The 19,692-nt window shown below is 64.9% G+C and carries 16 protein-coding genes and 1 tRNA gene; 11 read left to right on the top strand and 6 right to left on the bottom strand.

All coding sequences use genetic code 11. The features are described from left to right. Positions 1–23: 23 nt before the first annotated feature. Positions 24–3,212, bottom strand: coding sequence for an efflux RND transporter permease subunit (locus XH90_RS22025; RefSeq protein WP_194476434.1), 3,189 nt, complete (start codon positions 3,210–3,212; stop codon positions 24–26). A 139-nt stretch (positions 3,213–3,351) separates the two neighbouring features. Continuing rightward, a complete protein-coding gene (locus XH90_RS22020) occupies positions 3,352–4,587 on the bottom strand; it encodes an efflux RND transporter periplasmic adaptor subunit (RefSeq protein WP_194476433.1) in 1,236 nt (411 codons plus the stop codon). A gap of 198 nt (positions 4,588–4,785) precedes the next feature. Between XH90_RS22020 and XH90_RS22015 the strand changes: the two genes are divergently transcribed. Continuing rightward, positions 4,786–5,394 (top strand): TetR/AcrR family transcriptional regulator, encoded by a 609-nt coding sequence (locus XH90_RS22015; protein ID WP_194476432.1) that lies wholly within the window; start codon positions 4,786–4,788, stop codon positions 5,392–5,394. Positions 5,395–5,568: 174 nt separating this feature from the next. Then, positions 5,569–6,474, top strand: a complete 906-nt coding sequence (gene rnz / locus XH90_RS22010; RefSeq protein WP_194476431.1) for a ribonuclease Z — start codon at positions 5,569–5,571, stop codon at positions 6,472–6,474. A 64-nt stretch (positions 6,475–6,538) separates the two neighbouring features. Here the strand turns inward: rnz and XH90_RS22005 are convergent, their stop codons facing one another. Next, complete coding sequence (locus tag XH90_RS22005) at positions 6,539–7,387, bottom strand: IclR family transcriptional regulator (RefSeq protein ID WP_194476430.1); 849 nt, start codon at positions 7,385–7,387, stop codon at positions 6,539–6,541. Between the two features lie 139 nt (positions 7,388–7,526). Between XH90_RS22005 and XH90_RS22000 the strand changes: the two genes are divergently transcribed. From XH90_RS22000 to XH90_RS21975, 6 genes are read left to right on the top strand one after another with little or no spacing between them, the layout of a single operon-like run. After that, the gene (locus XH90_RS22000) at positions 7,527–8,447 is read left to right on the top strand and encodes a dihydrodipicolinate synthase family protein (protein ID WP_194482762.1); all 921 of its coding nucleotides are present in this window, start codon (positions 7,527–7,529) and stop codon (positions 8,445–8,447) included. Between the two features lie 27 nt (positions 8,448–8,474). Continuing rightward, positions 8,475–9,914, top strand: coding sequence for an FAD-binding oxidoreductase (locus XH90_RS21995; RefSeq protein WP_194476429.1), 1,440 nt, complete (start codon positions 8,475–8,477; stop codon positions 9,912–9,914). A 2-nt stretch (positions 9,915–9,916) separates the two neighbouring features. Further along, positions 9,917–11,023 (top strand): four-carbon acid sugar kinase family protein, encoded by a 1,107-nt coding sequence (locus XH90_RS21990; RefSeq protein ID WP_194482761.1) that lies wholly within the window; start codon positions 9,917–9,919, stop codon positions 11,021–11,023. After that, positions 11,020–12,048 carry a 4-hydroxythreonine-4-phosphate dehydrogenase PdxA gene (pdxA, locus tag XH90_RS21985; RefSeq protein WP_194476428.1) on the top strand — a complete coding sequence of 343 codons (1,029 nt, stop codon included), beginning with the start codon at positions 11,020–11,022 and terminating at the stop codon, positions 12,046–12,048. Before XH90_RS21990 ends, pdxA begins: the two co-directional genes overlap by 4 nt. A gap of 16 nt (positions 12,049–12,064) precedes the next feature. Continuing rightward, on the top strand, positions 12,065–13,195 hold the full coding sequence (locus XH90_RS21980) for an iron-containing alcohol dehydrogenase (RefSeq protein WP_194476427.1): 1,131 nt from the start codon (positions 12,065–12,067) through the stop codon (positions 13,193–13,195). A gap of 57 nt (positions 13,196–13,252) precedes the next feature. Beyond that, positions 13,253–14,224, top strand: coding sequence for a tripartite tricarboxylate transporter substrate binding protein (locus XH90_RS21975; protein WP_194476426.1), 972 nt, complete (start codon positions 13,253–13,255; stop codon positions 14,222–14,224). Positions 14,225–14,236: 12 nt separating this feature from the next. Here XH90_RS21975 and XH90_RS21970 read toward each other — a convergent pair whose 3' ends face one another. Further along, a complete protein-coding gene (locus XH90_RS21970) occupies positions 14,237–15,175 on the bottom strand; it encodes an IS630 family transposase (protein WP_194476425.1) in 939 nt (312 codons plus the stop codon). A 238-nt stretch (positions 15,176–15,413) separates the two neighbouring features. Here XH90_RS21970 and XH90_RS21965 point away from each other — a divergent pair. Together XH90_RS21965 and XH90_RS21960 are read left to right on the top strand one after the other, a co-directional pair. Further along, positions 15,414–15,487, top strand: a tRNA-Gln gene (locus XH90_RS21965). 156 nt (positions 15,488–15,643) lie between these two features. Further along, positions 15,644–16,003 (top strand): DUF1428 domain-containing protein, encoded by a 360-nt coding sequence (locus tag XH90_RS21960; protein WP_194476424.1) that lies wholly within the window; start codon positions 15,644–15,646, stop codon positions 16,001–16,003. Here the strand turns inward: XH90_RS21960 and XH90_RS21955 are convergent. Next, positions 16,000–16,665 carry a TetR/AcrR family transcriptional regulator gene (locus XH90_RS21955; RefSeq protein WP_194476423.1) on the bottom strand — a complete coding sequence of 222 codons (666 nt, stop codon included), beginning with the start codon at positions 16,663–16,665 and terminating at the stop codon, positions 16,000–16,002. The genes XH90_RS21960 and XH90_RS21955 overlap by 4 nt on opposite strands. 89 nt (positions 16,666–16,754) lie before the next feature. On the opposite strand from XH90_RS21955, the gene XH90_RS21950 reads away from it, so the two are divergent. Then, positions 16,755–19,043, top strand: a complete 2,289-nt coding sequence (locus XH90_RS21950; RefSeq protein WP_194476422.1) for an arylsulfatase — start codon at positions 16,755–16,757, stop codon at positions 19,041–19,043. Positions 19,044–19,059: 16 nt separating this feature from the next. Here XH90_RS21950 and XH90_RS21945 read toward each other — a convergent pair whose 3' ends face one another. Then, positions 19,060–19,632 (bottom strand): invasion associated locus B family protein, encoded by a 573-nt coding sequence (locus XH90_RS21945; RefSeq protein ID WP_194476421.1) that lies wholly within the window; start codon positions 19,630–19,632, stop codon positions 19,060–19,062. Positions 19,633–19,692: the final 60 nt, after the last annotated feature.

Genomic DNA, 19,692 nt, shown 5'->3' with positions numbered 1-19,692 from the left:
AACGCGATGGGGTCTTCTTTGACCTAGTGCCCGGTGCCCTGAACCGGTGCCGCACTGATGTCGCTGCCATGATGCACCAGCGGCTTCATGCCGGTTACGGTTCGCAGCAGCACATAGAACACCGGCGTCAGGAACAGGCCGAACACGGTGACGCCGATCATGCCGGAGAACACCGCAACGCCCATCGCGCGCCGCATCTCCGAGCCGGCACCGGTCGAGAGCACCAGCGGCAGCACGCCCATGATGAACGCCATCGACGTCATCAGGATCGGCCGAAGCCGCAAGCGGCTCGCCTCAATCGCGGCCCGGATCGGCGTGCGGCCGGCGAATTCGAGCTCGCGCGCGAATTCGACGATCAGGATCGCGTTTTTGGCCGAGAGGCCCACGAGCACGATCAAGCCGATCTGGGTGAAGACGTTGTTGTCGCCCTTCGAGAGCCAGACGCCGAACATCGCAGCCAGCAGGCCCATCGGCACGATCATGATGATCGACAGCGGCAGGGTCAGGCTCTCATAGAGCGCGGCCAGCACCAGGAACACGAGCAGAATCGCCAGCGGGAAGACCCACAGGCCGGAATTGCCGGCGATGAACTCCTGATAGGTCAGGTCGGTCCATTCGAAGGCAAAGCCCGGCGGCAGCACCTCCGCGGCAATGCGCGTAGCTGCCTCCTGCGCCTGGCCGGACGAGTAGCCCGGCGCCGCCGCCGCATTGATGTCGGAGGACAAGAAGCCGTTGTAGCGGATCGCGCGCTCCGGCCCCGCGCTCTGGCGGATCGTGAGCAGCGCCGACAGCGGCACCATGTCGCCGGAGGACGAACGCACCTTCAACTGCCTGATGTCGTCGGCGCGGGCGCGGAACGGCGCGTCGGCCTGGACATAGACGGAGTAGGTGCGGCCAAACTTGTTGAAGTCGTTGACGTAGTAGGAGCCGAGATAAATCTGGAGCGTGTTGAAGACCTCGGTCACGGGCACACCGAGCTGGAGCGCCTTGGTGCGATCGATATCGGCGAACAGCTGGGGCACGTTGACCTGGAAGCTCGAGAACACGCCAGCGATCTCCGGCGCCTTCTGCATCGCTGCCATGAACGCCTTGGTGGCCTCGTTCAACGCCTCATAACCGAGGCCAGCGCGGTCCTCTATCTGCAGCTTGAAACCGCCGATGGTGCCGAGGCCGTTGACCGGCGGTGGCGGGAACATGGCGATGAAGGCTTCCTGGATGCCGGCGTATTTCTTGTTGAGGTCCGCCGCGATCGCGTTCCCGCTCAGCGCCATGCCCTTGCGCTCGTCGAACGGCTTCAGCGTCGAGAACACGATGCCGGCGTTGGACGAGTTGGTGAAGCCGGAGATCGACAGGCCCGGGAAGGCGACCGAACTCTCGACACCGGGCTGGGTCAGTGCGATGTCGCTCATCCTGCGGATCACCTCCTCGGAGCGGTCGAGCGTCGCGCCATCGGGCAAGCGGGCGAATCCAACGAGGTATTGCTTGTCCTGGCCCGGCACGAACCCGCTCGGCACCTGATGGAACAGGAAGGCGGTGATGCCGACCAGCACCACATAGAGACCCATTACGGCGGCTTTGCCCGAAATCACCTTGGTAACGGTGCCGCTGTAGTTCTCCGAGGAATAGGTGAAGGCGTGATTGAAGCGGCGGAAGAACCAGCCGAAGCCCTTTTCAAGGATGATCGTCAACCGGTCCTTCGGTTCATGATGGCCCTTCAGCAGCAGGGCCGACAAAGCCGGCGACAGCGTCAGCGAGTTGACGGCGGAGATTACGGTCGAGATCGCAATCGTCAGCGCGAATTGCTTGTAGAATTGTCCGGTGAGGCCGGAGATGAAGGCGAGCGGCACGAACACCGCGATCAGCACCATCGCGATCGCGATGATCGGCCCCGAGACCTCGCGCATCGCCTGATATGTGGCATCGCGCGGCGACAGCCCGCCCTCGATGTTGCGTTCGACGTTCTCGACCACGACGATAGCGTCGTCGACGACGATGCCGATGGCGAGCACGAGGCCGAACAGGCTGAGCGCGTTGATGGAGAAGCCGAACACGTGCATCACGGCGAAGGTGCCGACGATCGACACCGGCACGGCGAGCAGCGGGATGATCGACGCGCGCCAGGTCTGCAGGAACAGGATCACCACCAGTACCACCAGCGCGACGGCCTCCAGCAGCGTGTGGATCACGGCCTCGATGGAGGAGCGCACGAACTGGGTCGGATCGTAGACGATCTGATAGGACACGCCCTCCGGCATGTTCTTCTTGATCTCGGCCATGGTGGCGCGGACGTGGTCGGAAATCTCGAGCGCGTTGGAGCCCGGCGCCTGGAAAATCGGGATCGCCACCGCCTGCTTGTTGTCGAGCAGCGAGCGCAGGCCGTACTCGGACGCGCCGAGCTCGATACGCGCGACGTCGCGCAGCCGCACAACTTCGCCTCGCGTGCCTGTCTTGACCACGATGTCGCCGAACTGCTCTTCGTTGGCGAGGCGCCCCTCGGCATTGACCGACAGCTGCAGGTCGATGCCCTTGACGTTCGGCGACGAGCCGACCACGCCGGCGGCGGCCTCGACGTTCTGCGCCTGAATGGCCTTGACGATATCGCTGGCGGTCAGGCCGTGCTCGGCCGCCTTCTGCGGATCGACCCAGACCCGCATCGAATAGTCGCCCGCGCCATAGAGCTGGACATCGCCGACGCCGTCGATCCGCGCCAGGCGATCCCTAACGTTGAGCACCGCGTAGTTGCGCAAGTACGTCATGTCGTAGCGGTTGTTCGGTGACAGCAAGTGGACGACCATGGTGAGGTCGGGCGACGATTTCTTGGTGATGATGCCGAGCTGGCGCACCACCGCCGGCAGGCGCGGCTCGGCCTGCTGCACGCGGTTCTGCACCAGCTGCGTCGCCTTGTCGGGATCGGTGCCGAGGCGGAACGTCACCGTCAGCGTCATCGCGCCGTCGGTTGTCGCCTGGCTCGACATGTAGAGCATGTTCTCGACGCCGTTGATCTGCTCCTCGATCGGCGTCGCCACCGTCTCCGCTATCACCTTGGGATTGGCGCCGGGATAGGTCGCGCGCACCACGACGGAGGGCGGCACGACATCGGGATATTCCGAGATCGGCATCGCGAACAGCGAGATCAGCCCCGCGAGGAAAATCAGCACCGACAGCACGCCGGCGAAAATCGGACGATCAATGAAGAACTTCGAGAGATTCATGGCTTTGCCCCTGCAAGAGAGACAGCTCTCCCGTGAGCCGGGACGCAGACCTGCTGCGTGCCCGGAATTGGGATGCGATGTCTTGGTCGTTAGGTCGTCGTTGTTCCGGGCACACTCTGCGTAGCCCGGAACGAAGTCACTAGCGCTGCACCACGTCCTGGTTGCTGTGGTTTGAGGCCTGCTGTCCGCGTGCGCCCATCGTTGCCACCTCGGTCTTGAGGAGGGCGCCCGGGCGCACGCGCTGGAGGCCGTTGACGACGATCCGGTCGCCGGACTTCAGGCCTGCCGTCACGATGCGCAGGCCGTCGACGGAGCTACCGAGCGTAATCGGCCGGTAGACCGCACGGCTGTCGTCGCCAACGGCCATCACGAACTTCTTGTCCTGGTCGGTGCCGATCGCGCGCTCGTCGATCATCACCAGCGTCTGTTGCTTCGGCTGGCCCATCCGTACGCGGGCGAACTGGCCGGGGATGAGACGCCCGTCGTCGTTGGGAAATACCGCGCGGACACGGATGGTGCCGCTCGAGCCGTTGACCTGGTTGTCGATGAGCTGGATGTGACCCTTGGCCGAGAGACCGCCTGATGTCGCCATCTCCACCGGGATCTGGTCGAGATTGCCGCGCTTGCCGGAAGCATCCGCAATCGAGTTCAGCGCGCGCAGCACTACCTCTTCATCCGCATCGAACGAGGCGTAGATCGGATTGACCGACACCAGCGAGGTCAGCACCGGGGAGGCGGTGCCGGCGGCGACGAGATTGCCGACGGTGACTTCGATCCTGCCGACGCGGCCGTCGACGGGCGCGCGCACTTCGGTGTAGTCGAGATTGAGCCTGGCGGTCTGCAGCGTCGCTTCGGCCGCCTTCACATTGGCGATGGCTTCGCGATTGGCGTTGTCGCGCTGATCGTAGTCGCGCCGCGTGACCACGGCGTTGCCGACCAACTGCGCGCCGCGCTCGAGTTCGCTCTGGGTAAAGACCACGCGCGCTTTCGCGGCTTCAAGCTGCGCGTTCGCCTTGTCGACCTCGGCCTCGTAAGGCGCGGGGTCGATCTTGAACAGGACGTCACCCGCCTTCACCAGAGCCCCCTCGGTAAAGTTGGTCGACAGGATTGCGCCGGCCACGCGCGGACGAAGCTCGACGCGTTGGATGGCTTCAAGCCGGCCCGAGAAGTCGTCCCACAACACGGTCTGCTTTGGCTCGATCATCGCAACCGTCACGGAGACGGCCTGCTCGGCCGCGGCCGCAGTCGCCTGGGCTGAACGGAAGTAGTGGCCGGTCGCGATCGAACCGGCCACGGCGAGGGCGCCAACGATCGCAACGCCGCCGAGAAGACGGCGGATACGGCGGGGCCGAGAGGTCTTTTGGGAGGGGGGCATTTGCGCGCTCCAGATATGTAGTGTTCACTACAGATGTGGAGCTGGATACCGCAGCGCAAGATACTTATGTACTGTTCGCTAAGAAAATTGTAGCCGCTTACCGCAAGAATGGGAAGGCGGAACAGAAAAGAAAGACAGAACAAATAGATAGGATTAGGCGTTGGCTGAGGGATGACGCTGGTCCAAGGAGACAGGCAGATGGGCATGGGACGCCCCCGCGAATTCGATACTGAAATCGCGCTTGATCAGGCGATGGAAGTATTTTGGCGCCATGGCTACGAGGGCGCCACGATTGCCCAGCTCACGGAGGCCATGGGCATCAACCCGCCGAGCCTTTACGCCTGCTTCGGCAACAAGGAAGGCCTGCTGAAGGCCGCGCTCGACCGCTACACCAAATTGCGCGGTGCCTGGATGGATGAGGTGGTGGCCGCATCCACCGCCCGCGAGGTCGCCGAACGAATGCTGATGGGCATCGCCGAAAAGCAGACCGATCCCGCCAATCCGCCCGGCTGCCTGCTAGTACAGGGGGGCATCGCCTGCGGCACCGGCTCCGAGAACGTCCCCTTCGAGCTCGCATCGCGCCGCGCCCAGAACGAAGACCAGCTCCGCGATCGTTTTGTTCGCGCCAAGGCGGAAGGCGATCTCAAGCCGACGTCGGATCCCGCAGCACTTGCGCGGTATGTCTCGGCGGTGTCGGTCGGCATGGGCGTGATGGCATCTTCTGGCTGCGACCGCGAAGCGCTGCGGCAGGTCGCAAGCGTCGCGGTGCAGGCGGTCGAGGCGCAGTCGGCTGACAGGACGCAGTAGCGTCACGGGCCTCCGTTAGCGTGCCGGCAGTGACGGCGGCGGCACGAAGCCGCCGAACTCGCGTTCGATCAGCCCGGCCAATGCGATCGTTGTCCGGTCTTCCAGATACGGGCCGGGTAGCCAATAGCAGCTATAAGGGCGGATCAACCCTGCGACCTCGCACCAGAGTAGGCAATGTTCGCCCTGACATTTCTCGGCACCTCGGCCAGCGTTCCATCCGCAGAGCGCAACCATCCGGCGCTCCTCCTGGAGGCCGCGGTTGGGCGTATGCTGATCGATTGCGGCGAGGGCACGCAGCGCCAGCTGCTGCGGAGTGGCGCGGGCTTTCGGCGGCTTGATCGCATCCTGCTGACGCATGGTCATCTCGATCATGTGCTCGGCATCCCCGGCCTGTTCTCGACATTGGGACTGCGACAGACGTCCGAAATGATGACCATCCATGGCGGGCCTGGCACGCTCGACCTCGTCATCCGCATGCTGGCAGGTCTGTGGGGTGAGGGGCGGGCGCCGATTTCGGTGCAGTTCGCCCCGCTCTCGGAAGGACAGGTCATCGACGCCGGCGATTTCACCATCGACTGCTTTCCGGTTCGCCACCGCGACACCGACAGTTTTGGATTCTCTTTCCAGAAACGTGCGCGCCGCCACCTGTTGTCCGATCGCCTGGCTGCGTTTGGTGTGCCTGATGGTCCCGTGCGCGGTGAGCTGGCCGCGGGGCGGTCCATCACGATCGAAGGCGGCCGGACGATCGATCCGGAGGATGTTCTGGGGCCGCCAAGCGGCGGCAAGAAGGTGGTCGTGATCGGCGACACCGAGACGACCGAGGGACTCGCCAGCCACGTCGCGGACGCCGACCTGCTGGTGATCGAGGCGACATTCCTGGCTCGCGACGCGCCGACCGCGCGGGATTACGGCCATCTCACCGCAGCGGAAGCGGCCAGGTTCGCGGCCGAGACCAACGTCCGGCAGCTCATGCTGACGCACCTGTCGGGCCGCTATGAGGACGACGAGATTCTGGCCGAGGCGGCAACGATCTTTCCGAACGTCCGGATCGCCGCCGACTTCGATCGTATCGTTGTTTAGGCGGCGCGTTGTTTACGATGCTCGTTCCTAGAAGCCGTAAGGGGCGCGCTGCGGCTGGAAACGCTCAGCTCGACAGGCCCGATTTGATCGCGAGCTCCTGCACCGTGCCTGTCAGCTGCATCAGCCTTGGCAGTGCCTGGTCGCGAAAGGTCGGCATGTCCATGCGCATCGCGTCCACCGTGACGCTCAATCCCGCGATCACGAAGCCCCGGGCATCGAGGATCGGTGTCGCAAGCGTGCGCAGGCCATAGGCATTCTCGCCGTCGGAAACGGCATGGCCCTTCCTCTTAACCTGGTCGAGCCGGGCGAGCAGGGCATCGAGATCGGTGAGCGTTCGCTCCGACAATTTGACGCGGGGCCGCGACTCCAGCCGCTGGATCTGATCGTCCCTTTGAAGATGCGCCAGCATGGCATGGCCGAGCGCGGCGCTGTAGGCGGGGATGCGCGTGCCCGGCCGACGGTCCATCTTGTGACGGTCGAGGCCGGCGCCGACGCGCGCGAGATAGATCACGTCGCCGCCATCGAGAATGCCGAGCGAGGCCGCATCGCCGACCTCGGGCACGAGGTCGCGCAACAGGGGTTCGACGATGCTGCGCAGCGATCCGCGCGACAACACGGTGTAACCGAGGTCGAGGCAGGCGACGCCGAGACGGAACCGGCGGCTCTGCGGCACCGCCTGGAGATAGCCGAGTTCGATCAAGGTCTGGATTAGCCGGAACGCCGTGCCGCGGTCGAGATCGGCGCGTGCGGCAACTTCACTCAGCGTCAGTTCAAAGGTCTCGCTGGTGAAACTCCTGAGCACGGCGAAGGCCTTGCCGACGGAGGCGACGAAATTCTTGGGATTCTTGTCTCCCGCGTTTTTCGGGGTAGATTCCGGTGCGCGCTTTGCAGCCTTCTTTTCGACCTTGGCCATGCCTGTATGTCCTGCCATGACAGCCGCAGCCCTTGACGCGGCGGCAGCCTGCTCTTACCAACGGATCAGAATATAACAAATGTTCGCATTCCGAACAATATCGATCTGACGATCGGAGGAAGCTTTGTCGACATCCTCGCTGCACCCCCAGTCCTTGCACCCACATGGCGTGTTCTCCGCCGCGCTGACGCCGCTCGACGCCGGACTCGCACCCGATCATGCGCGCTTCATCGCGCATTGCCGCTACCTCCTGGACGAAGGCTGCGACGCCATCGCGATGCTCGGCACCACGGGGGAGGCGAATTCCTTCTCGGTCGCCGAACGCACGGCGTTGCTCGAGGCCGTGATCGCGGGCGGCATCAAGCCGAAGCAGCTGCTGCCGGGCACCGGCGTTGCCGCGTTCACCGAGACCATTGCGCTGACGCGCCATGCCTTGTCGGTCGGCGTCGAGACCGTGGTGATGCTGCCGCCGTTCTACTACAAGAACGTCAGCGACGACGGCGTTTACGCGGCTTACAGCGAGATCATCCAGCGCATCGGCGATGCGCGCCTCAAGATCGTGCTCTATCACATTCCCCAGATGTCGATGCAGCCGATCTCGCATGCACTGATCGAACGGCTGCGCAAGGCCTATCCGTCGACCATCGTCGGCATCAAGGACTCCTCGGGCGATTTCGCCAACATGACCGCGATGGTCGAGCGCTTCGAGGGCTTTTCGGTGCTGACCGGCGCCGACCCGCTGCTGCTTCCGCTGCTCCGCAAGGGCGGCGCGGGCTGCATCACCGCGACCTCGAATCTCGTCGCGCGCGATCTTGCCTATGTCTTCAAGCATTTCCGCGACAGCGACGAGGACGCGGCGTTGAAGGCCGCGCAGGCGCGCATCGTGACGGCGCGCGAACTCGTTTCGCGTTTCGCGCAGATGCCGTCCCTGAAGGCCCTGGTCGCCGCGCGCACCGGCCACGCGGGTTGGGAGCGCCTGCGGCCGCCGCTGGAGATCCTGCCGGCGGCTCAACGGACAGAGCTGCTGGCGAGTGCCGCGGCATTTGCGGCGGCCGCTTAAGGCCGCGGCGGACGACGAGGCGATCCGATGTCCGACTCTTTTCAGGATGCGTTGGCCGGGCTCGCCGCGATCGTCGGCGACAAGCATGTCATCGCGTCCGGGCCGGAGCAGGACCCCTATGTGACGGATTGGCGCGGGCGCTATCACGGCCGCGCAGTTGCGGTGGTGAAGCCCGGCTCGACGGCCGAGGTCGCATCCGTGGTCAGATATTGCGCGGAAAAGCGGCTCGCGATCGTGCCGCAGGGTGGCAACACCGGCATGTGCGGAGCGGCAACGCCCGACGATGCTGCCTGCAATGTCGTGATCCGGCTGGATCGTATGCGAGCGTTGCGCGACGTCAGCCCGCTCGCCAACACGATCACGGTTGAGGCCGGCTGCATCCTCGCGGACGTGCAGGCCGCGGCCCGCGACGTCGATCGCTATTTTCCCTTGAGCCTGGGTGCCGAGGGCTCCTGCCAGATCGGCGGCAACATCTCGACCAATGCCGGCGGCACGGCCGTGCTTCGCTATGGGCCGACGCGCGATCTCGTGCTTGGCCTCGAGGTCGTGCTCCCTGATGGCCGCGTCTTCAATGGCCTGCGCGCGCTGCGCAAGGACAATACGGGTTATGCACTCAAGCAGCTCTTCATCGGCGCGGAAGGCACGCTCGGCATCATTACTGCGGCGGTGCTGAAACTGTTCGCGCAGCCCCGCAGCTCGGCGCTGGCGCTGCTCAAATTGCGGAGCGCCGGGCGGGCGCTCGAGATCATGGCGCGCCTGCGCGGTGCGGTCGGTGACCGGCTCGGCAGCCTCGAGATCATGTCGCGGTCGCAGATCGAGGTGATCGCCGCGACCGTGCCTGATGTCACGATTCCCTTTGCGCTGACGACGCCGTGGTATCTGATCGTCGAACTGACCGACACGCTGGCGGGCGTCGACCTCAATGAACCGCTTGCTGCGGTGCTTGCGGACGCCATGGAGGCTGGGCTCGCTGAAGACGCCATCCTCGCCTCCAATCTCGCGCAGGCGAAGGCGATCTGGGCCGTCAGGCACAGCGTATCCGAGGGCAACAAGCGCAGCGGCTATGTCGTCTCGCATGACAGCGTGGTGCCGCTGGAGCGACAGGCGGCTTTCGTCACCAATGTCGAAGCCCGGATCAAGTCGGCCGTGCCGCATGCGAACGTCGTGATGCACGGCCATATCGGTGACGGCAATATCCACGTGATCGCCCTGATCGATCGTGCGCGCTGCCAGGATCCGAAAGCGGCGGCCGCGCTGGTAGCGCAAATCAACGAGATCGTCGACGACGAGACCGCGGCGCAGGGCGGGGCGATCAGCGCCGAGCACGGCGTCGGCATCACCAATCGCGGCCGGCTCGCCCGCGTCGCCGATCCCCTCGACATCGAGTTGATGCGCGGCATCAAGCAGTTGCTCGATCCGCACGGTCTGATGAACCCCGGCAAGATCTTTGGCGTGGGAGCGGCATGACGATGACGTGCGTCCGCATGCTTGCCGATGATCTCACCGGTGCGCTCGACACCGCAGCGGAGTTCGTCGGGCTGTCTGGACCGTTCGACGTGATCTGGGCGGATGGGCCTGTGGCGTCAGGCTCTGGGAGCCTGGCGATCGACAGTGGCACCCGCGAGCGTTCGAAAGCCGAGAGTGTCGAGATCGTTGCCCGGCTGGCGCCGCTGCTGCCCGAGGGAGAAATCGCCTACAAAAAAGTGGACAGCCTGCTCCGCGGCGCATGGGCCGCCGAGCTCGGCGCCTGCCTGGCCACCGGCCACTGGGCGTCATGTGTCGTTGCGCCTGCTTTCGACTATCAGGGCCGTCGCACTGTCGGTGGTCAACATTTCGCGCGGACGCAGCAGGGCGATTGGCATCGGGTCGGCGACAATCTACTCGATCAATTGAAGCTGGACGGCATCGTGGCGCGACTGGCCGATGCCGATACGTTGACGCAGGGCGGCGTCCAGGTGTTCGACGCCGAGAGCGACGTCTGTCTCGATCGCGTCGTCGAGATGGGACGACGCATGCCGGGACCAGTGCTCTGGTGCGGCAGCGGCGGCCTCGCCGGCGCGCTCGCCCGCAATCATCGGGCCGATACGTCGCCTGACCTGAAACGGCCGGTGCTCGGGCTGTTCGGCTCCGACCAGCCCGCCACGGCATCCCAGCTCGCGGCCTGCGGCGAGGCAACGCTCGCGCTGGCTGAGGGCGAGGGCGGCGCGACCGTTCAGCGCAAGCTGGCCGACGATGATGTGGCCCTCGTCAATTTTAGACTTTCCGATGGCCTGTCGCGTTCCGAAGCAGCGCAGCGGATCGCGCGCGAGTTGACGACGCTGACCGCGGCGCTCGATCCACCCGGAACCCTGATCGTTGCTGGCGGCGAGACGCTCAAGGCCGTATGCCTTGCCCTCGGCGCCCATGCGCTTGAGGTGACGGGGCGCATCGTGCCGGGCCTGCCGCGCTCGACGTTGCAAGGTGGCCGTTGGGCCGGCGTCGATGTCATCTCGAAATCCGGAGCATTCGGCGCGCGCGACCTCTGGCGCGATCTGCTCCGGGACAATCATCTGCTCAATATGGAGAGTCCGACATGACCTCTCGTCATCTTGCCATCACCATGGGCGATCCCGCCGGGATCGGGCCGGAGATCATCGTCAAGGCTTGCGTCGGATTGAAGGACCGGATCGCCTCCGGCGATCTGCGATTGCTGATCATCGGCAGCGGTACTGCGCTGGACGGCGCCAGGGCGGCGCTCGGCGCCAATGTCGCGATCCCGCAAGTCACCGCCGACGATCGCAACTGGCCCAATCTCTGCTACCTGCAGGCCGACGCCGAGGGCGATCCGATCAAGCCCGGCGTGCTGAGCGCCGATGGCGGCCGCTTTGCGTACAAGGCGATCGAGCAGGGCGTGCGCCTGACGCAGGCCGGTCGCACCGCGGCGATCGTCACAGCCCCGCTCAACAAGGAAGCGCTCAACAAGGCCGGCTATCATTTCCCCGGCCATACCGAGATGCTGGCGCATCTCACCGGCGTGCGCGGCTCGGTGATGCTGCTCGCCCACGGCAACATGCGCGTCAGCCACGTCTCGACCCATGTGGCGCTGGAGGACGTGCCGAAGCGTCTGACGCCGGAGCGGCTGCGCATGGTGATCGATCTCACCAACGATGCGCTGCGCCGTCTCGGCATTGCAAAACCCAAGATCGCGATCGCCGCGCTCAATCCGCATGCGGGTGAAGGCGGTTTGTTCGGCCGGCAGGATATCGACGTCTCGGCGCCCACGATTGCCAGGGCGGTCGCCGACGGTCTCGACGTCGTCGGTCCCGTGCCCGGCGACACCATCTTCGTCAAGCTGCGCGCCGGCCAGTACGATGCGGCCGTCGCGATGTATCACGATCAGGGGCACATTCCCGTAAAACTGCTCGGCTTCCAGGTCGATCCCGCCACAGGCCGTTGGCAGGAGCTCTCCGGCGTCAACATCACGCTGGGCCTGCCGATCATCCGGACCTCCGTCGACCACGGCACCGCCTTCGACATCGCCGGCAAGGGCATCGCCAACGAGCACAGCCTGATCGAGGCCATCGACTATGCCGAGCGCTTGGCCGCCGGCGCTTCCATGTAACGAGACCGAGCCCACGATGACCAACGCCTTCACGCCCATCGAAATCCTCCGTCCGACCATCCTCGAGTTCGGCAACGGCACGATCACGGCTGCCGCACGCTTCGCTGAGCGGATCGGTGCCAAGCGGCCGCTTGTCATTTCCGACCCCTTCAATGCACGCCGCGTCGATGCGCTGGCGCTGCCGGGCGCAGTCAAGCTGTTCGGCGAGGTCAAGCCGGAGCCGGATCTGCCCAATCTCGAGAAGGCGGTGGCGATGGCGAAAGAGGCCAAGCCGGATCTCGTCGTCGGCTTCGGCGGCGGCAGCGCCATGGATCTCGCCAAGCTGGTCGCGGTGATGTGCACCGGGGACGTCGCCTTTGCCGACATCGTCGGACCGGAGAAGGTCGTCGGCCGCAGCGTCGCGCTGATGCAGATCCCGACCACGTCGGGCACCGGCAGCGAGGCCGGCACCCGCGCGCTCGTCACCGATCCCGTCAGCCAGAACAAGCAGGCGGTGCAGAGCCGCTTCATGCTGGCCGATATCGCCATCGTCGACCCAGATCTGACGATCACCGTGCCGAAGGAGATCACCGCTGCTACCGGCGTCGATGCGCTGGCGCACTGCGTCGAGGCCTTTACCAGCCGCAAGGCGCATCCGACGATCGACCTCTACGCGCTCGAAGGCGCGCGACTGGTCGGGCGCTATCTCGAGCGCGCGGTGACCGATGGCGGCGATCGCGAGGCTCGCGCCGGTCTTTCGCTGGCCTCGCTCTATGGCGGCTATTGCCTGGGGCCGGTGAACACCACCGCTGGCCACGCGGTGGCTTATCCGCTCGGCACGCGTCATCACATCGCCCATGGCTTGGCCTGCGCGATGATCTTTCCGCACACGCTGGCGTTCAACATGCCCGCGGTCGAGGAAAAGACGGTCGCGGTGCTCGGAGCGCTTGGTCTTCAAGAGCAGAACGATCCGAAATCTGCATTCGATGCGACCTACGCGTTCTGCAAGAACCTCGGCGTCGAGATGCGGCTGTCGGCGCTCGGCGTGCCCAGGAACGATCTCGGCGTGATGGCCGACGAGGCGCACGCCATCCGCCGCCTGCTCGACAACAATCCGCGGGACCTGAGCCGGGACGCGATTCTCGGCATGTACGAGCTCGCGTTTTAACCTCCGCCGCGCGCTTGCGGCAACCAATCAACAATACCAAAGGTAGAGGAAACTTCGATGAGATCGATGTGGCTTGGTCTTGCGTCCGCAATTCTGCTGGCGATGTCTCCCGCGCATGCGCAGGACGGCTATCCGTCCAAGCAGGTGACGGTGATCGTGCCATTTGCCGCCGGCGGCACCGCTGACATCTTTGCGCGCATGGTCTCCAACCATCTGCAGATGAAGCTCGGCAAGCCGTTCGTGGTCGAGAATGTCGGCGGTGCCGGCTCGATCCTCGGCGTGACGCGGCTGGCAAAGTCTGCCCCTGATGGCATCACGCTCGGCCTTGCCAGCACCTCGGCGCTGGCGATCAACCCGTCGCTTTACGGTGCGAAGCTCAGCTATCGGCCGGGTAGGGATCTCGCGCCGGTCGCTCAGATCAGCGTCGTGCCCAACGTGCTCGTCGTCAATCCAAACAAGATCAAGGCGCGGACCGTGCCGGAGCTGATCGCCTACCTCAAGGCGAATCCGGACAAGGTCTCGTTCGGCTCGGCGGGTGTCGGCACCTCGCAGCATCTTGCCGGCGAACTGTTTCAGCAGATGACCGGCACCAAGATGGTGCACGTGCCCTACAAGGGCTCGAGCCAGATGCTGACGGATCTCCTCAGCGGCCAGATCGATCTCGCCTTCGACAACGTGCCGTTGCTGCTGCCGCAGGTGAAGACCGGCCAGCTCGCGATGCTGGCAACCGCTACACCGAAGCGCGCCGCCTTCGACCCGGACGTGCCGGCGGTAGCCGAATTCCTGCCGGGCTTCGAGGCTGTCGCCTGGCACGGCTTCTTCGTTCCTGCTGCGACGCCGAAGCCGATCGTCGAAAGGCTCTCGGCCGAGATCCGCGCCTACATGCAGCAGCCCGACACGGTGCAGAAGATGGCCGAACTCGGTGCTACCGCCGTCGCCGTGGATTCCGAGCCGTTCGCCGCCTACATCGCCTCCGAAACGGAGCGGTGGAAGAAGGTGATCGAGGCGGCGAATATCAAAATGGACTAAAGCATGATGGCATTAAGTTCGATAGCCTGAGTTTTTCAGGTAGTTGGCGCATTCCTCGGATGTGAAGGCATCGAGTGCGTGGCCGATTGCGGCGCAGACGGTGTCGACGGTTCGCGCGGCAGCTTTGCGGACGAGGTGCTTGAGCTTGGCGAAGACCTGTTCGATCGGGTTCAGGTCGGGCGAGTATTTTGGCAGGAAGAAGAGCTTGGCGCCGACCGAACGGATGAGCTGGCGCACTGCTTTGCTCCTGTGGCTGCCGAGGTTATCCAGGATGACGATATCGCCGGGTCGCAGAACGGGCAGAAGAACCTTCTCGACATAGGTGCGAAAGCTCACGCCATCGATCGGCCCCTCGATGAACCATGGCGCATCAATCCGGTCATGGCGCAGGGCCGCCAGGAAAGTCATGGTCTTCCAGCGGCCGTGGGGAACCTTGGCGTGAAGTCTGTGTCCGCGCGGCGCCCAGCCCCGCAAGGGCGCCATATCGGTCCTGGTCCAGGTCTCGTCGATGAAGACCAGCCGCTCAGCTTCGACGCGACCTTGATACTTTGCCCACTGGGCTCGCCGCCGTGCGACCTCCGGTCGATCGCGTTCGCCAGCCGCCACGCTTTTTTTGAAGCTGAGCTTCTCGGCATGCACGAAATCCCACACCGAGTGGTAGTCGACCTTCAGGCCGCGTCCGCCAAGCTCGGCGACGAGACCCCGTATGGTGAAATCGCCGTCCTTGATCCGCTGCGACAGCCAGATCGCGTGCTCGCCCGAAATTGCCTTCGGCTTGTAGCCACCGATCTGGCCAGGCTCGACGCTGCCGGTCTTATCGACCCGCTTCATCCAGCCGATGGCCGTGCTGATCGCCACCCCAAACTGCTTGGCGGCTCGATTGCGGGACATCCCGCCCTCGATTGCCGCCACCACGCGCTTGCGAAGATCCAGAGAATAAGGCTTGCCCATCCATGCTGGCCTCCTATCCAGCCAGCATGGTGAATCAGAAACACACTGATTTGGGAATCCCAAATCGATTCAACCTAACCTCATCCCGCTTTAGGGGGCGATCGATCCACCGCAGCGCTTGCCAGCCCGGGGACGAGCAGGTAGAAGGCTGCACGCCTGAGCCGTGATTTGCGCTGTCAGCGCTTCCGGCCACAGTCGGACAGATCAGTAAGATATTGAATTTGTTCGACTATTCCGTTGGGGAATGGTGTAACGGTAGCACAACAGACTCTGACTCTGTTTGTCTTGGTTCGAATCCAGGTTCCCCAGCCAATTCCAGGCGCTTCCTAAGGCCTGAATTGCCTCATGTCCGGCCAACCGCCGCGCGACGGCTCGCGGCGGTTTGCCTCACCAGAACATCATCACCGCCGGTCGGCTTGCGACGCGCTGGATCGTCCTTCGGGGCACACAACCCCGAGGAGATCCGTGATGTCTTATGTCGATGGTTTCGTGCTGGCCGTGCCGAAGGACAAGATCGAGGCCTACAAGGCGCTGGCGCGGACGGCCTGCGCGGTTTGGATGGGGCATGGTGCGCTCGACTACGTTGAATGTATCGGCGATGACGTCCCCTATGGCACGCTCACCTCGTTTCCGCGCGCGGTGATGGCGAGCGAGGACGAGGTCGTGGTGTTTTCCTGGGTCGTCTACCGTAACAGGGAGAGCCGCGATGCCGTCAACGCAAAGGTGATGGCCGATCCCAGGCTCAAGGGTTCCGACATGCCGTTCGACGGCAAGCGCATGATCTATGGCGGCTTCGCGACGCTGCTGCGGGCGAGTGATCGGGACTAGGCGGCTTCGGCCTGAAGCAGCAGCAGCAGGCAGTCTGCAAGCCGCGTTTCCATCTCTTTCGAGCGGAGCGACAACGGTCCGGGATCGTTGAGGATCGCGTTCACCAGCGTGCCCAGCACAACCTGCAAGCCGAACGCGATGGCGCGAGTCCTTGCTGCCGCGTGTCCCTTGCCCATGGCGGGCAGCAGGAGAGGGGTGGCGCGTTCCGTGGTCGCCTTGGCCAGCGCCTTGAAGGGCGTCCATTTGTCCGGGCGGGTGTCGTCATGCTGGAGCGCGGCGCGCAGCACGCCCTCGTGGCGGCGCATCCAGGCGACGATGCCGCTGACGATGATGGGGCAGAGCTTGTCGAGATTGGTCGCGGGTGAGGGCCGCTTGATCTCGCCGAGGCGTTGCTCGCCGTCGCGTGCGGCCAGCGCCATCAGTGCGTTGAAATAGGCCTCCTTGCTCTCGAAGCGGCTGTAGAAGGCGCCGACGGTGACACCGACCTCGGTGCAGAGCGTCTCGATCGAGAGCTCGGCAAGGCTTCGCGTTCGCAGCATGTCGGCGCCGGTGCGCAGAAGCGCCAGCGTCATTTCGCGGCTGCGCTTCTGGCGTGACGGGGCGACGCCCGGCAGATCGAGAGAGCCGGGCTCGTCGGATGATGGACGTGGTCGTGCTTGCATTCGGTTTAAATCATAATCATAATTCGGATTATAATTCAAGATCGAACGCGCCGCGGGTCAACCGCGATGGAACGTGCAGGGAGAAACAGATGAGCGCAGGCAGCGGCATGCCGTTCCGCGGCACCGTCGGCAAGACGGTTGCGGAGTCAAAACCCTGGTGGCCGGAGGCCGTGAGGCCGCCCGCGGGCGCGCCGAACATTCTCGTCGTGCTGTTCGACGATGTCGGCTTTTCCGACTTCGGCTGCTACGGCTCGACGATCAGGACGCCGACCATCGACAAGCTTGCCGCGGAAGGCCTGCGCTATTCCGGCTTCCATACCACCGCGATGTGCTCGACGACGCGCGCCGCATTGCTGACCGGGCGCAACCATCATTCGGTCGGCGTCGGGTGCCTCGCCAATTTCGATTCCGGCTATCCTGGGTATCGCGGCAAGATCGCGCGCGAGGCGGGGACGCTCGCCGAGATGCTGCGCGTGCACGGCTATCGCAATTACATGGTCGGCAAATGGCACGTCACGCCGCTGACCGAGAGTGGCGCCACGGGACCGTTCGACGGCTGGCCGCTGGGACGCGGCTTCGACCGCTTCTACGGCTTCCTCGATGCCGAGACCGACCAATACGCGCCCGAGCTCGTCTCCGACAACACGCACATCGATCCTCCCGGCACCTATGCCGACGGCTATCATCTGACCGAGGATCTAATCGACCAGGCGATCCGCTTCATCGGCGATCACCAGGCCGATCGCCCTGACGTCCCGTGGCTGACCTGGGTCGCGCTGGGCGCCTGCCACGCGCCGCATCAGGCACCGGCGGATATCATCCGAAGCTACGACGCCGAATTCGTGCACGGCTGGGACGTCGAGCGCGAGCGGCGGCTGGGACGTCAGAAGGCGATGGGGCTGGTGCCGCCGGAGACGCGGATGCCGGCGCGCAACGACGGCGTGAAGGCGTGGGAGGATCATTCCATCGACGAGCGCCGGGTCTTCACGCGGCTGCAGGCGGCCTTTGCCGGCATGCTCGACCATTCCGATCGGCATCTTGCGCGTCTGGTCGCATTCCTGGAGACGGCCAGCATTCGCGACAACACCGTGATCATCGTGATGTCCGACAATGGTGCGAGCCAGGAGGGCGGCCCACTCGGCTTCGTCAACGCGATGGGGCCGTTCAACTTCAAGCCGGAACCGATCGCGGAGAAGCTCGCCCGCATCGACGATATCGGCGGGCCCGACACCCACAGCAATTTCCCGCACGGCTGGGCCATGGCGTCCAACACGCCTCTGCGCCGCTACAAGCAGAACACCCATGGCGGCGGCATCCGCGATCCCTTCGTCATCAACTGGCCGAAGCGCATTGCAGCCAAAGGCGAGCTGCGCCATCAGTTCGTGCACGCCTGCGACCTGACACCGACGCTGCTGGAGTTGATCGGGATCGATGCACCGTCGACGATCGCCGGTTGCCCGCAGATGCCGCTCGAAGGCGAAAGCTTTGCTGGCTCGATCACCGATGCCTCGGCGCCGTCGAAGACTTCAGCACAGTATTTCGAGATGTTCGGCCATCGCGGCCTCTGGCAGGGCGGCTGGAAGGCCGTCGCCTACCATCCGCCGGGCACGCCGTTCGAGAACGACAAATGGGAGCTGTTTCATCTCGATCGCGATTTCTCCGAGACCGACGATCTTGCGGTGAAGGAGCCGGAGCGGCTCGCTGAGATGATCGCGGCGTGGTGGGGCGAGGCCGAGAAGCACAACGTGCTGCCGCTCGACGATCGCTTCGGGCCGCGCTTCGCCGAGAATGCGGCGCGCTTCCACGGTGCGCGCCACCATTTCGTTTTTCACCATGGCATGGGCCATGTGCCGACCGACGTTGCGCCGGACGTGCGCAGCCGCAGCTACACGATCGAGGCGCATGTCGAGATAGAGGAGGCGAGTGCCGACGGCGTGCTGATCTCGCATGGCGATGCAACGTCTGGCTACAGCCTCTACGTCAAGGACGGTTACCTCGTGCACGACCTCAACATCGGCGGCAGCCACCAGATCGTGCGCTCCGACCGCAAGGTGCCGCCTGGCGCCCGGCGGCTCGGCGTTCACGTCGAGCGTCTCGTGCGCAAGGAGCCGCCGGCCAAGGGCTCGCGCACCGGCGTCACCGACTACACGCTGCTGATCGACGGCGAGCCGGCCGGCTCGCTCCAGACCCAGCTCGGCTTCCACACGCTGATCTCGTGGTCGGGCCTCGACATCGGCCGCGATCGCGGCAGCCCGGTGTCGCACTACGAGTCGCCGTTCGAGTTCGAGGGGCGGCTGCTGCGTGTAACGGTCACGATGCACAACGACCAAAGGCTCGACGGCGAGGCCGTCGGCAACGCGCAGATGGCGCGACAGTAGCGAAGCGGGAGCTGCGCTATTTGATCTTGTCGTACGCCGCCGCGAAGTCGTTCAGCGGCATCGGGATTGCGATCGTTTCCTTCGCCATGTTCTGGAAGGAGACCTTCAACTGCTTGCCCGTGCGCAAGGAAGCGAGCAGGTCGGGCGCAATGGGCGTCGAGGCGTAGCAGCCGCGATTCTCGCAGGTCTGGATCTGGAGATCGACCGTCTTGCCCTCGTCGACCTGGAGTTTGGCGCCCAGCGGCAGGTTGAGGCCGAGCGGCAGCTGGAGCAGCGCGACCGGCGTGCGGGTGTCGGGGGCGATGCGGACATTGACGAGGACGATGGTCTGGCCGGTCTTTGTCAGGACCGCGTTCTGCTCGATCGCGCATTCGAGGGGCGCCTCGCGACTTGCGCTGGTGCAGCGCGCGATCCAGCCGGGTTGTTGCGGAGGCGTGCCCTCGGCCTGCGGCTGGGTCGGCGCCGGCGCGGGCTGCGCGGCCGGGGCGGGAGGAGCTGCGTTCTTCTTGGCGCCCTGCTGGGCATGCGCGATGCCCGTCGATAGCAGGGCAGCAGCGGCAAGAGCGACAAGTCTGGATTGCATGGACATGGCAAGACCGCGTTGGCGTGAACCGAGGGCCCCCGCTGTAGCGTCGCGGCAGCCGCGGCG

Source organism: Bradyrhizobium sp. CCBAU 53338 (genome assembly GCF_015291665.1).
GTDB lineage: Bacteria > Pseudomonadota > Alphaproteobacteria > Rhizobiales > Xanthobacteraceae > Bradyrhizobium.
Note: the sequence above shows the minus strand (reverse complement) of the source record. Positions and strands in the feature narration are given on the sequence as shown.

What these genes read in the sequence shown, in the direction of transcription:
- XH90_RS22025 (WP_194476434.1), bottom strand. Translation starts at nt 3,212, where the DNA reads ATGAATCTCTCGAAGTTCTTCATTGATCGTCCGATTTTCGCCGGCGTG.
- XH90_RS22020 (WP_194476433.1), bottom strand. Translation starts at nt 4,587, where the DNA reads ATGCCCCCCTCCCAAAAGACCTCTCGGCCCCGCCGTATCCGCCGTCTT.
- XH90_RS22015 (WP_194476432.1), top strand. Translation starts at nt 4,786, where the DNA reads ATGGGCATGGGACGCCCCCGCGAATTCGATACTGAAATCGCGCTTGAT.
- rnz (WP_194476431.1), top strand. Translation starts at nt 5,569, where the DNA reads ATGTTCGCCCTGACATTTCTCGGCACCTCGGCCAGCGTTCCATCCGCA.
- XH90_RS22005 (WP_194476430.1), bottom strand. Translation starts at nt 7,387, where the DNA reads ATGGCCAAGGTCGAAAAGAAGGCTGCAAAGCGCGCACCGGAATCTACC.
- XH90_RS21995 (WP_194476429.1), top strand. Translation starts at nt 8,475, where the DNA reads ATGTCCGACTCTTTTCAGGATGCGTTGGCCGGGCTCGCCGCGATCGTC.
- XH90_RS21990 (WP_194482761.1), top strand. Translation starts at nt 9,917, where the DNA reads ATGACGTGCGTCCGCATGCTTGCCGATGATCTCACCGGTGCGCTCGAC.
- pdxA (WP_194476428.1), top strand. Translation starts at nt 11,020, where the DNA reads ATGACCTCTCGTCATCTTGCCATCACCATGGGCGATCCCGCCGGGATC.
- XH90_RS21980 (WP_194476427.1), top strand. Translation starts at nt 12,065, where the DNA reads ATGACCAACGCCTTCACGCCCATCGAAATCCTCCGTCCGACCATCCTC.
- XH90_RS21975 (WP_194476426.1), top strand. Translation starts at nt 13,253, where the DNA reads ATGAGATCGATGTGGCTTGGTCTTGCGTCCGCAATTCTGCTGGCGATG.
- XH90_RS21970 (WP_194476425.1), bottom strand. Translation starts at nt 15,175, where the DNA reads ATGGGCAAGCCTTATTCTCTGGATCTTCGCAAGCGCGTGGTGGCGGCA.
- XH90_RS21960 (WP_194476424.1), top strand. Translation starts at nt 15,644, where the DNA reads ATGTCTTATGTCGATGGTTTCGTGCTGGCCGTGCCGAAGGACAAGATC.
- XH90_RS21955 (WP_194476423.1), bottom strand. Translation starts at nt 16,665, where the DNA reads ATGCAAGCACGACCACGTCCATCATCCGACGAGCCCGGCTCTCTCGAT.
- XH90_RS21950 (WP_194476422.1), top strand. Translation starts at nt 16,755, where the DNA reads ATGAGCGCAGGCAGCGGCATGCCGTTCCGCGGCACCGTCGGCAAGACG.
- XH90_RS21945 (WP_194476421.1), bottom strand. Translation starts at nt 19,632, where the DNA reads ATGTCCATGCAATCCAGACTTGTCGCTCTTGCCGCTGCTGCCCTGCTA.